Annotated in this window: 10 protein-coding genes; 6 read left to right on the top strand and 4 right to left on the bottom strand. The window is 38.0% G+C overall.

Translation table 11 applies throughout. From position 1 onward, the window contains the following. The first annotated feature begins 217 nt into the window (after positions 1–217). The 3 genes from WNY79_RS17625 (at position 218) to WNY79_RS17615 (ending at position 2,216) form a co-directional block, all read left to right on the top strand. The gene (locus tag WNY79_RS17625) at positions 218–805 is read left to right on the top strand and encodes a hypothetical protein (protein ID WP_024600468.1); all 588 of its coding nucleotides are present in this window, start codon (positions 218–220) and stop codon (positions 803–805) included. A gap of 96 nt (positions 806–901) precedes the next feature. Beyond that, positions 902–1,816, top strand: a complete 915-nt coding sequence (locus tag WNY79_RS17620; protein ID WP_342876508.1) for a zinc dependent phospholipase C family protein — start codon at positions 902–904, stop codon at positions 1,814–1,816. A gap of 1 nt (position 1,817) precedes the next feature. Continuing rightward, positions 1,818–2,216 carry a hypothetical protein gene (locus WNY79_RS17615; RefSeq protein ID WP_342876507.1) on the top strand — a complete coding sequence of 133 codons (399 nt, stop codon included), beginning with the start codon at positions 1,818–1,820 and terminating at the stop codon, positions 2,214–2,216. A gap of 77 nt (positions 2,217–2,293) precedes the next feature. Here the strand turns inward: WNY79_RS17615 and WNY79_RS17610 are convergent, their stop codons facing one another. Continuing rightward, entirely contained in the window at positions 2,294–4,564 is a 2,271-nt protein-coding gene (locus tag WNY79_RS17610; RefSeq protein WP_342876506.1) for an EAL domain-containing protein, read from the bottom strand. Between the two features lie 126 nt (positions 4,565–4,690). Continuing rightward, a complete protein-coding gene (locus WNY79_RS17605) occupies positions 4,691–7,540 on the bottom strand; it encodes a UvrD-helicase domain-containing protein (RefSeq protein ID WP_342876505.1) in 2,850 nt (949 codons plus the stop codon). Positions 7,541–7,822: 282 nt separating this feature from the next. Between WNY79_RS17605 and WNY79_RS17600 the strand changes: the two genes are divergently transcribed. From WNY79_RS17600 to WNY79_RS17590, 3 genes are all read left to right on the top strand, one after another. After that, positions 7,823–8,560: a hypothetical protein gene (locus WNY79_RS17600; RefSeq protein ID WP_342876504.1), complete on the top strand. Its 738-nt coding sequence runs from the start codon at positions 7,823–7,825 to the stop codon at positions 8,558–8,560. Between the two features lie 114 nt (positions 8,561–8,674). Beyond that, on the top strand, positions 8,675–9,598 hold the full coding sequence (locus tag WNY79_RS17595) for a M14 family metallocarboxypeptidase (RefSeq protein WP_342876503.1): 924 nt from the start codon (positions 8,675–8,677) through the stop codon (positions 9,596–9,598). Between the two features lie 144 nt (positions 9,599–9,742). After that, positions 9,743–10,162: a hypothetical protein gene (locus WNY79_RS17590; RefSeq protein WP_342876502.1), complete on the top strand. Its 420-nt coding sequence runs from the start codon at positions 9,743–9,745 to the stop codon at positions 10,160–10,162. A gap of 26 nt (positions 10,163–10,188) precedes the next feature. Here WNY79_RS17590 and ccoG read toward each other — a convergent pair whose 3' ends face one another. Next, positions 10,189–11,571, bottom strand: a complete 1,383-nt coding sequence (gene ccoG, locus WNY79_RS17585) for a cytochrome c oxidase accessory protein CcoG (protein WP_024600460.1) — start codon at positions 11,569–11,571, stop codon at positions 10,189–10,191. 145 nt (positions 11,572–11,716) lie between these two features. Then, positions 11,717–13,135 carry a sigma 54-interacting transcriptional regulator gene (locus WNY79_RS17580; protein WP_342876501.1) on the bottom strand — a complete coding sequence of 473 codons (1,419 nt, stop codon included), beginning with the start codon at positions 13,133–13,135 and terminating at the stop codon, positions 11,717–11,719. Positions 13,136–13,223 lie beyond the last annotated feature (88 nt).

Here is a 13,223-nt window from a genome sequence, read left to right as displayed (position 1 = left end):
TAACAGCTAGCCACTTGAGCCTAAATATATTTTTATAAGTGTTAAATAATTCAAGCCTCTGAAAAGCGATAGCGTTAATAATTTATCAAAATAAGTTGTTTAGTTTGCATGCTTGCCTTTATAAATATTTACTAAACAAATTTAAACAGAGCATTTATTGATCAAACTCATTGTTTAAATTAGGGTGGTGCATTGTTTTATGTAACTAGGGTGAAATATGGACTTTTCTAATGAAGAGGTAAATTTTTTAGCTGAGTTATTCAAACCAAATACAAAGCAAAGCTCTCCTCGCGATCATATACTGACAATGAAAAGCTCAGTTCCTGCTAGCATAGCGCGCCTTCTCACTCATGCTAATTTAACTTTGCTTGCTGAAGTTGCTAATTACCAACTTTGGTTTCCCTTGCAATTAAAAATTGATGAGTTAGGTGTAATTAACCCCACTTTAAGCGCACCAGAAGTAATTGATACAAAGGGCACTCAACGTAGTTGGCGCTGGAGTGAGCTAAATATTAAAAGCCAAGGTTTTAATATTGAATCGATTTCCAGTACGGGCATATTTTTAAAACCATTAAAAAGTGGAGAGAGCTTAAAAAAATTACAGCACATGAGCTTTACCTTACCCAACAAAGAAAGCATATCGATAGATGTAGAACCCGTTAGGCAAAGTAGCCTAGGGATTGCAGCAAAAATAACTCAGATTCATAGCGGGCAAGAGCAATTACGCGCCTATCTGTTTGAAGAACATAAACGTCAATATGCTAAGCTGTACGAAGATGGACAACTAATAGAGCAGTTAATTTAGTCTCTTTTAAACACTCACATGCACTTCACTTAGCTTTATTTAACCCCCTCTCAATGTTAATCTGTACCGCTATTAATAAATCATAAGGATATGACAATGCCAGGTGCTTTTGCGCACATCACTGCCGTTAATATTGCAACGCAAACCAAATCACTCGCTAAAATGGATATGCCTAAAAAGGCAAAACTTATTTTAAGCCAACGTCAAGCATATCTCGAACTAGGTTGTGTAGCCCCCGATTATCCTTACTTAGCTGTAGCGCAGCCTAGCCAAAATGCATGGGCCGACCTAATGCATTATGAGCACACAGGCGATTTACTTAAAGCAATGATTGAATACTGCAAAACACTTGAAGGTGAAGCATTTGAAAAGTGTTTTGCTTGGTTATGCGGTTATATGGCCCATGTTGCTGCGGATATAACAGTGCATCCGGTTGTTGAATTAAAAGTAGGCCCGTATGAGCAAAACCAAACGGCGCACCGTGCCTGCGAAATGAACCAAGATGCATTTATTTGGCAGCGTTTAAATTTAGGTGAGTTAGGTTATGCTGACCGCGTGCAACAAAATATTGGATCTTGTACTAACATAGACGATAATTTTGATACCGATATTGCAAAAATTTGGCAACATGCTTTATTAACTGTTTACCCAAGCTACGCTGCACAACACGCTCCTAACTTTAATTCATGGCATAACGGTTTTCAGCTTGTGGTAAATAATGTTGAAGAAAGCTATCGATTATTTGCCTGTGCACGCCATGTTGCTGCTGATTTAGGTTTGTTTTATCCTCGCCCAAACGAAGTAGACTCCACTTTTATTGAACAACTAAAAACGCCGCACGAGCCTATGCATTACAACGATATTTTTGACTTTGCCGTTAGCAATATTCAGCACTACATAACCATTATTGCCAATGCCGTATTTTTAGATACTGATTGCAGTGCAATTAAAAATTGGAACCTAGATACAGGCTACGATGAACACGAAACGATGACGGTATGGAGCAAATAAAATGAAACACTTACTTTGTATAAGCCTCATAGTATTACTTAGCGGTTGTTACACTTCAGAAAATAACAATCCAGAAGTGATGGCCGACTTAGCCTCGCAATTAAAAGACATTGCTACAGCCGTCGATGGCACATTAAAATTTAGCGAAACCCCCTATTCAACAACTGATGAGTTATTAAAAGCTGCTATTAATAACGATTTAAGCAAACTTGCACCCTTTGAGGAATACACGCTTATCGTGAACGTACAAGATGATAACGCAGTGCTACTCTTATGTGATGCCAATACTGCTTTAATTGAAGATGCAGGCTGTACTGCTCAATCAGATATACAGCATTGGGGAGATGAGGCTATTCATCAGTGTGAAATAACCATAAACGCCCAACAGCTCTGTAATTAGGTAATAAAACCCAGCTAGTTTTATAGAACATACATACCTTAGGTGTGTTTGTTCTATATAGTGCCCACTAAATACATTTAAAGTTGAGCCGTCATCTCTTTAGCGTTAAACACTAAGCCATGGCGACTAACATGTTCTGCAAAATTTTCGGCTGGCATTGGTTTAGCAAAGTAAAAGCCCTGAAACTCTTTACACCCCATTTGCGTCATTATTGCTACTTGCTCTTGGGTTTCTACTCCTTCGGCTACACACTTAATATCAAGCTCTTCACACATAACGTGCACCGCTTTAACTAAACTTTTTTGACGCGTAGAGCTCGTTACTTGGCTTATTAATGAGCGATCTAACTTGAGCTTGTTAATAGGGTAATCGGCAAGGCGTGCAATATTAGAATAACCCACCCCAAAATCATCGACCGAAATAGTAAAACCCCACGATTGCAGCGTTTGCATAAGCTTTAGCGAATGCGCTTGGTTTGCCTCAAGAGAAGTTTCAGTCAGTTCTAACTCTATTTGAGGTGGCTTTACGTTAAAGTCGGCAAGGTATTTAACCAGTTTTGACATAAAATCGGTTTGGCTAAAATCAATTAGAGATATATTTATTGCCACCGGCACACTAGGTAAACCCGTCTTGGTCCAATCGGCAATTTGAGCGCACACTTTTTGAATAATCAGGTCGGTTAGCCGACTAACCATTCTGTATTCTTCGGCAATAGGAATAAATACCACTGGCGACACATTACCCAGTATTGGACTGTTCCAACGCGCTAAGGCTTCAAGCCCTATACATTGACCCGTTGCATCTACTTTAGGTTGATAGTGCACCGACAAATCGCCCTGCAGAAGCGCTTCATCTAATAACATTGAAATTTCGTATTTTTCGATAAAAGCTTGTGATTGCTTTTCGTTATAACCACTAAGGGGCATATTACAATTTGCTAGTTTAAGTGCTTCGCATGCATTGCTAAGTACTGTTGTGCTGTTTTTTCCATGATCAGGATACTTTGCAAAACCAAATAAAAATGATTGCTGACACTTAGTGCCAAATACATTATATGTTTTATCTAATGTATTTTTTATTTGCATTAATAGCTTATCTTCTAGCTCGTTTTGCGAGTTTGCGCCAATTATAAAAGCAAGCTTTCCTACTCCTATATGAGCACACAAAAGAGGCCCATCTGGCATCGCTTTTAAACGCTTGTACGCGTTAATAAGTAATGCTTGAGAGTCGGCTTTAGTGAGCTTCAAATTTAAGTATTCACTATTTGCACTTTGCGCAACAACGATATAAAAACCTTTTTGGTATTTGCTTGTTAATCTGTCGCATTGCAGCTCAAACCATTCTCTATTAGGTAGTTTTGTTTGCGAGTCTCTAAAGCGTAAACGTTTATTTTCTTGTTCCATCATCGATAAATTTTGTTTAATGAGCTGCTCTTGCGTGCAATCGTAAAAGTCGTATACACGGTAGTTTGTACTCATTGTTATTTGCTGATAACTGGCTTTAAAATAACTTTTTTTGTACTTCACAATTTTATTTTGAGCATTAGAGTCGTCAAAAACTAAGGCCGGAAATAAATGAGAAAGATTAACGCTTCCTTCTTTTAATTCTTTTTTTATACCAAACATATCAATAGCATGTTGATTAAAATCAGTAATGACAAGATTTTCGTCAACAATAATTTTGGCTTTATTTGATTCGGTGAACAGGCTTCGATAAAGCTCATTTTTATCTTTAAGGTGTGTATTAGCGCTTATCATTGTTTTGTTTAAACGCTTAGCAGCCACAATAGTGCGCGCCACAGCAAGGGGAATACAAATGTTAAAAAATAAAAATATAAGCCCTGTAATGTATAAGTCAGCGTCGGGAAGTTGTTGCGCTATGCCGGTTAAACCCGATACATCAACGTTATTGATGATCATATAAAACGGCGCAATATTTAATACGCCATAAGCAAGGGCTGTTCTATAACCAAGTAGCATAAGTGCTATTATCGGGCAGGAATACATATACATAGAACCCACTTTAGCAAGCTCTAGGTCTGTTAAAAATAAGTTCATTGACACGCTAGCAGCTACAATAGCTATTAAAAGTGCATGAGCGCTAAAGTGATAAAAACGCTTACTTGCTATAAGTAAACCACATGCAGTAGCAAGAAAACTGCTTGTTAATACAACAATATAAATTAAGTTAAATTCAATAGCGCTTGTGTACGTGTGGCACGCCACAGCAAAACATAACACCATTACTAAAGATAGAATAATGCGCAGCGCACTTATTCGCCAATTAGCAACCTGACCAGGGGCTGAATAATGGTCATTTAATAAAAAGAATCTATTGAAAAAATGCATAATAAACAACAGTTAAAGCTCATTCTTCTATTAGACATTGATAGCTTGTTAAAATCAATCAAATGAATATAATTTCTATTTACATTGTTCTATAAAACAGACAGGTGTAAACCTACTTGTAAGCCGTTAAGCATTTATTTTCCGAGTGTTTTTACAGTTATCTTCTTTAAGAGCGAAACCACTGCATCCTAAAAATTCACCGTGCTTAGATTTGCGTTTACGCATTTCGCGACCACACTTTTCACAAATTGGGTGCTGCGTTTTGCACTGTGCATTCACACATTGTGAGTGCGTGCTTTTATCAACCGATGGGCCACTACAGCTTTTACACACTCGTAATTTAGTTTCGCAAATTTGCGTATTAGTACAACTATAATAATCACCATATTGACCCGTTTTTGGCACAATTAAACCGTCGCTGCACGTACTACACTCTCTTTGCTTTAGTTGCGACTTATTAAATAACGTTGAAGCGATTTGAATGGGATAATTGTCATTTACTAATTCTTTTACAAACGCTGAGCATGCATAAGGGTCTGCAATTAAATACGCTTTATGTTTAGCGCGTGTAATACCTACATAAAGCAATCGCCTTTCCTCTGAGTGAGTGAATTCATCTTGCTCTGGTAATAGCGCCTCCACCAGCACATTATTTTGGTTATCGCTAGGAAACCCTAATTTACCTTGTTCAAAACCAATAATAATACAGTAATCGGCTTCAAGCCCTTTGGCACTGTGCAATGTCCAAAAATAAAGAGTGTTTGTATGCTTTTTATCTTTTAAATGCTGCTGCACGCTATTTAACATGTATCTATATCGACTAAGTATGGCAATGCTCGCTGACGCATCATTTTTTTGAATCGTGCTTATAGTCTGCTGTACTTTTATTTCTATCGATTTAGTGCCTTGGTATAAATCGTCTAATAAAATAACTTGTGGTGTGGTTACTTGTGTATGTGTGCTGATCTGCTTTTTATATTGCTCAGGGTTTTGCATTACAAAGCGCCCAGCTACATCGCTAATGCTATTATTATATCTGAATGTTTTTTGCAGCATAGTGAGTGAGTGGCTACCCACTAACTCATTAAAGCGCGTAGTAAGCGCTAAATTACCACCCGAGAACCGATAAATTGCTTGCCAGTCGTCACCAACAGCAGTAAAGCGTATTCCGTTACCATGTTTTAATATGGCACTTAAAAAAGCCATACGCGCGCTTGATATATCTTGAAACTCATCAACTAAAATGTGGCTCCATGGAATATTAAAATCTCCGTTTACTATCGCCTTTGTTGCTTGAATAATCATATCGTCAAAATCAATGGCACTTTGCGCGTTTAATTCATTTATATAAGCATCATGAATTTGCACTAACAAGTTTGCATATTGCTGGTAATTTTTAATACCACTTTGCTTAATGCGCTGTTCTATTTGCTTATTACTTAGTTGCTCGACTCGAATAGCTTGTAAACATTTTATGTATTTATCAATGCCTTGCTGTAACTGCCCTGAGTTATTTAAAGTATGAAAAATTTCGTCGTTACTTAAAGGTGTTAATTCAACATTATGCTGCTTTAATTGCTTTGCGAGGGTTAGCTCTAGCTTTCCTTCTACCCAGTTGTAATGAAAGGTCTCGAGTAAGGTGGTGCCATTTTGTTTATGCAGTTTGCGCTTAAATGCAACTTGCTCGTTATAGTGTTTTTTATTTATATCGGCACGCGTATTCCCTTGCCTATCAATGCCAAAGTGCTCTAGGTAAATATCATATTGAGGTATATAAAAGTCTGGTTGGTATTGCCCACTTAGCTCTGCGCCTTGGCTAAAGTGATAATTCACCTCATAACTGTGCTGTACGCAATTCAAATGCAGCCAGTTTGAAATAAGCACTTCCTGATAACTTTTTACTTTATGACCCGCAAGGCTACGGTATTCGTTATCGCGTACGTACCGCTCGTACTGTGCATTATCTTTAAAGCTAAATATATCAATCGGCTCATGGAGTAAATCTAAAAATGCTTTTAAAAACTGTGGTTCGGTTTGTATTTTTTTACTTACCCACCCAGTTAACCAACTATTTAATTGAACTGGGTCAGTTGCAAATTTTGATAATTCGATTGGCTTTTTAGCACTTTGTAGTAATTTAAGCCCAAGCGCATGAAACGTTAAAATAGTGGGTGCTTTGGTATGCAATTTTGCATGCGTGGCGCGTTTAATAAAGCGCTCTTTAAGCTCATTTGCTGCTGTTTTATTATAGGCCAGCACCAAAATTTGCTCAGGCTTGGCAATATTGCATGCTATTAAATTTAAAGACTTTGCTACCATCACAGATGTTTTACCTGTGCCTGCTGCCGCTAATACTAAATTTTTATCGTTATCGCGTATTACCGCTAAGCGCTGCTCGGTTGTTAATGGATTTGACTCTACTTGATTAAAAAAGTCATTTTTAAGAGTTAGTTGTTTTTTTTCATATTTATGGCGCAACTGTGCAATTGCATCGTGAGTATTGGGTGTGGTGCTTAGTATATTTAAAAATTTAATACTACCTGGCGATAAGTGTTGTTGCCACACACTTGTACTTTTAGCGTACTGCTTGGTAAGCAAAAACACATCATTCTTAAGTGTTTTTATGGAACTATCACGTAAAAACTCATCTAAAGCATAGCGCTTGAGCGAAATCTTTGCGTTATTTACCTTTTGCTCAAGCAGGGCTGAAAACCGCGTGTTAAGGGCTGTGTTTAAAGTGTTCGCTTGTGCTTTGTTTAAAAAACTAATTGATGTATTGCTACTGTCGCACAAATTAATTTTGGCGCTAAATAAACGGTTTTTAAGTATTGAGTAATTATAAAAGTCCTTAATTAAAAATGTCCGCGCGGGAGCACTTCTAAAATGAACAACAAGATGCTCTTGCTCAATAGTTACGTGTTTAATACGGGTAAAAAAACGGCCTAGCCAACTTGGGGTAGCAATATACTGCGCCATAATACTCAATATGAAGATATGCTTTACCTGATTGTAACATACTCTTTTATAATACATTTAGCGCTAATTCGATGCTTACTTAGCAAACAATTTAATTAGTAAGTTAGTTTTTAAAACTTAGCGCTTAATAATTTATTTACAACCGTTAACAAATTTAAACATTCATAGATAGCTTGTTGTGTAACAATGCACACATACAAACTTATACTTCATATAATTGTTAGGTATATCCCCTATTAAACAATTATTTACAGCCTAATTTAGTGGTTTAAAGGAGCTAACATGCTTAAAAAATGCATTACCACAACGGCTTTAATTTTAGCTCTATGCGCTTGCACGTCAAAAACAGAGTCGGATTTAGTAAAAACAAAAGGTATTTGGGCAGGTTTTGAACTGGTTTCTGACGGTAACCGCACGCGTATTAACGCAGAACTAAATGCAGGCGACGCTAATGGCTCTAACATTGTTTTAAGCGATAGCGACTCACTACAAGCTGTTGTTAATAGCACCGCTATTGTACTTACAAAAGATACCGACTTTTTAGACGTTGATTACCAAGCATATATAAATGCCACTGACGACAACCAACAGTTTGATATAAAATTTAAACGGGACGATGGCATAAATGCTAATTCGAGCGTTGAGTTGCCTTTAAATTTTATTATTTTAACCCCAAGTAACGATCAAAATTTTGATATTCATAGCCCCCTTACAGTCCAGTTAGATGGCACTGATCCTAATAGTACTAGCCAAGTAGAACTGAGCAGTAGCTGTACTAACAATAATAATGAAACACTTTTACAATCAACACTTTTTGCGCTTAACACTTCTTACCTTGAAATAGATTTGCAAAGTTTAGATATGTTTAGCAGCTCGCAAGTAGATCAAAGTAAAACGTGTGATTTAACGATTAGTGTAAAACGCGATCGATTCGGTAGTATTTCGGGTGAATACGCAAACCAAAGTTATATTAAATCCCAGCAATCGCGCGCTATAAAAAATATGACATTAACGTTTTAATTTGCACGCTAATTTACTCAGCGTTAAGCTACACCTTTATTAAGTAACTCTACCAATTGTAATTGCCCTCCTTATTTATAGGGGAGTTAATAAAAATTGATATAAAGGTTTATTATGACTAACAGCACATACCCTATTGGCACACCTGGCAAAAAATGGAATAACAACGATAAAGCCCAGTGGTTAGCACGCCAAAACATTAAACGCAGTTACCAAAACGAAGTCGTAACGCTAATTAATGACCTTAAAAACACCTTAGATATAGAGCAATACGGCGAGCTTAATTACGCCGCTGGCACTTACCCATTATATATATTAAAAACGCCTAACTTTAATACTAATAAACCAACTGTTTTAATCACCGGTGGTGTGCATGGCTACGAGACCAGTGGCGTACATGGCGCACTTAGGTTTGCTAAAACATCAGCTATGCAATATTGCGAACAGTTTAATATTATAATTGCGCCCTGCATTAGCCCTTGGGGATATGAAACTATAAACCGCTGGAACCCAGATGCTATTGATCCTAACCGCTCATTTTACGAGGGCAGCCCAGCTCAAGAATCAGCAGCTATTATGGCGTTTGTAAAATCATTAGGTACTGACTTAGTCGCTCATATTGATTTACATGAAACAACGAATAGCGATAACAGTGAATTTAGACCCGCACTCGCTGCGCGTGAAGGCACTACAAATACTAACTGGAACATACCTGACGGGTTTTATTTAGTTGCAGATACCAAAAAGCCTGATCCGGAGTTTCAAAAGACCATTATAGAAAGCGTTGCAAAGGTAACCCATATTGCACCGAGCGATGAAAATAACCAACTAATCGGCGTACCTCAAGAGCAATTTGGTGTAATTAACTATGCAGCTCGAGAGCTAGGTTTATGTATGGGCTTTGCTGATGCACCCTATGTAACCACTACCGAAGTGTACCCAGATAGCCCAACTGCCACCGATGAAGAATGTATTTTGGCACAAGTCGCGGTTATAACTAGCGCGCTAAATTACATTACAACCTCTACAAAAGATTAACCACTATTAAAGAGCGGGTACTCATTAAATTAAGTACCCGCCCAACCAAGAAACAATCTGATAACAAAAAACAACCCAAAAGAACTGGTTTTATTGAATTTAAAGGTATAAGGTTAGCCTTCCCTCAAATTCAAGGAGTATACATTGGGGTTTAAGAACAAATATGGACAGGTAAGCCTTTCCACTGAAAATAACGTTGTTATCGCTCACTTTGCGGGATACATCACCTCAGGGCTTCTTCGTGCGTTTAAAATTGAACTATGCGAAAAAATAAAATCACTCAACAATCAGCCTTGGGCCTATATTAGTGATTCTTTTGATGTTTTAGCTGCAACGCCTGAGGCAGAAAAAGAGATGATAGATATTAGCCATTTAATGAAAGCAAATAACTGCCTGAGTAGTGCGTTTGTACTCACTTCAGCTATCGCTATAAATCAAATGAAACGCATTTTAGAGTGCGCAAAAAGAAACGTTAATTTTAGTGAGTGCCTATTTACCGATTTAGATAGCGCTAAACAGTTTATTTCTCACAACTTAAAAAGTAAGCAAGGCCAACTGATATAAAAATTGTTGATCTTGCTTTATCAATCTTAGTTTTTGTAAAACTGACTGTCTTTGGTTATCGTAATGCTGGCGTTTTCTTGCGCTGTTACAACAAATTGTAACTTACTCACTTTACGTTCAATATCGTAACCATCGGCTGTTACAGTAACGGGGACTCTTTTCATCGCACCCGGTTGTACAAGCGTAGATTTCGGACTTGAGAGCGTTGCCCCAGGCAAACCCTCTATGGCAATACTGTAATGCAGTGCTTGCTGCGTTTTATTAATAATAGTAAGTGTGTAAGGGTTTTCTACTAGGCCCTCGTAGTTCACTCTATAAAGCGCATTCCTATCGCGTAGTACTGAGGCTTCTATTGGTGTACGTTGCAGCATCCATGCAAACATAGATATTATTAACAAAGCCGTTAATGCGCCATATCCTACTAGCTTTAACCTAAATGGATTGGTTTTTTTACCTTCCATTTGTTTCTCACTGGCGTATTTAATTAAGCCTTTCTCGTAACCAAATTTCTCCATGGTATCGTCGCAGGCATCAATACATAAGCCACAGTTTATACATTCATATTGCAATCCATTTCGAATATCTATTCCTGCAGGGCATACCTCTACACACAAGTTACAGTCTACACAGTCACCTAAGTTAAGCTCTTTGGGGTCAGCTTTGCGTTTACGTGGTCCTCGGCTTTCACCTCGCTCGTTATCATATGTAACAAGCAACGTATCTTTATCAAACATAACAGCCTGAAAACGAGAATAAGGGCAAGCAATTGTGCACATTTTTTCGCGTAAAAACCCTGCATTACCATAAGTACAAAAAGCGAATAAAAACACCCAAAAGCTCGTAATACCTGACCATTCAAACGTGATCATCTCCATATACAAACTTTTAGCCGGAATAAAATACGCCATAAACGAGGTGGCAGTTAAAATAGAAATAACAATCCACGCACTGTGCTTAGTTATTTTTTTTCGCCAAGTGCTTAGTGTCCACTGAGATTTATCTAATTTAATTCGCTGATTTCGAGTGCCCTCTATGCGTTGCTCTACCCACGAAAACATGAGCATCCATATTGTTTGCGGGCATGTATAACCACACCAAACCCGACCAAGCCAGTTAGTTACAAAAAACAATGCAAAAGCCCCCACCATAAATAGCAGGGCTAAAATCATAAAATCTTGAGGAAGGAGTGTTAAACCAAAAATAGTAAAGGTTTGCGTTGCCACATCAAGCAGCACAGCTTGTTGACCGTTATATTGAATCCACGGTATTGCAATAAAAGTTAGCATTAACAGCCAACCTAAATTACGGCGTATGCGCTGAAAAAATCCTTTTTGCTCGCGGATATAAATTGGGCCCTCGGTGTTATAGGGCTTAATGATCATGTCTTCTTCTTTAATATCAAACTTCATAGTACTTGCTTCATAATGACGGGTATTAAGCAAGTATTTGCAACTTTCAGACCAAGCTGAAACTTTAATTACTTCATTGATATTAAAGAAATTATTTTAAAAAACAAAAACCGAACTCGCGATATAAAGCGCATATCGCGATATATCACGATTTTTTAGTGATTCCCAGCTTTCGCATTTTTGAGCGTAGTGTACTCTCAGGTAAGCCCAACTTAACTGCCGCCCCTTTATCGCCCGATATTTGCCAGTGCGATAACGCAAGAACAGAGGTTATATGCTGTTTTTGCGCTTCATCAAGCGTAAGTGAAGGATTAATAACGACTTCACCACCCGCTTGCAAAGGCTGGCTTAGCTGAAGCACAGCCTGATTAGATAAAATAGCTTCGCGTTCCAGTACATTTTGCAGCTCTCTAATGTTGCCTGGCCAATCATAGGCTTGCAGTTGTGTAATTGCTTTTTTACTTAGCCCCTTTAAATGTTTACCCAGTCGTTTATTTAGCTGCGCAATTAAATTAGCGCATAAATAAGGAATATCCTCTTTTCGATCTTTAAGGGCGGGTACTTTTATAGGAAATACATTGAGCCGATAAAACAAATCAATTCTAAACGTGCCTTTTTGTACCATTTCCCACAGGTCGCGATTAGTCGCTGCAATTACTCTAATATTTACTTTTAGCGTATTGCTGTCACCTACACGTTCAAACTCTTGTTCTTGCAGGACTCTAAGTAGTTTACTTTGCGCCTCAAGTGGAAGCTCTGCTATTTCATCTAAAAACAAGGTGCCTTTATCAGCAAGTTCAAAACGCCCTTTACGGCGTTCATTGGCACCTGTAAATGCGCCTTTTTCATGGCCAAAAAGTTCCGATTCTAGCAAACTTGGGGTAAATGCGGCGCAATTTACTTTTATAAAGGCTTGTTCGCTACGCTTGCTTAGTCGATACAAATTACGGGCTACTAATTCTTTACCCGTGCCATTTTCGCCAAGTATAAGAACTGTGCTGTCGGTTTCACTTACCAATTTTATTTGATCTAACATGGTTTGAAATATATGACTTTGTCCAACTAGCCCTGAGTCTTGCCAATCTTCGTTAAGTTCTGCAATTAAGTAGTTGTTTTCATCTTTTAGCTGCTCACTTAAATGCTTTACTTGCTCAAGTGCCTCTTGCAGTGCATTTTGTGTTTGCTGTTGCAGTGATATATCGCGAAATACCGCTACAGCACCAATTAACTCATCATTTTGATAAACCGGTGTTGAGGTGTATTCCACTGCAAATGAGCTACCGTCTTTACGCCAAAAAACTTCATTTTTAACTTCACGACGTTTGCCGTCAAACATGGTGCAATATATTTGGCATTCATCAGCGGGATAAGGTGTGCCATCAGCATGAGTATGGTGATGATATTGGTGTATTTTTTTACCTAATAACTCGTCTGCTCGCCAACCTGTCATGCGCTCAGCGGCAGGATTAACAAACACCGCATTACCCGACAGGTCAAAACCGTATATGCCCTCACCTACTGCGTTTAGTAATAATTTAGGATCGTTTAAAAATTGTTTTATCATAAATGCGCCTCGCGAAATATCGCGAGCATTATGACAATTTTACACACTAAGTGCACTCATTACTTAAAATGCACTCACGTGCCCATTA

The sequence above is a fragment of the Pseudoalteromonas sp. AS84 genome, from assembly GCF_038900255.1.
Taxonomy (GTDB): domain Bacteria; phylum Pseudomonadota; class Gammaproteobacteria; order Enterobacterales; family Alteromonadaceae; genus Pseudoalteromonas.
Note: the sequence above shows the minus strand (reverse complement) of the source record. Positions and strands in the feature narration are given on the sequence as shown.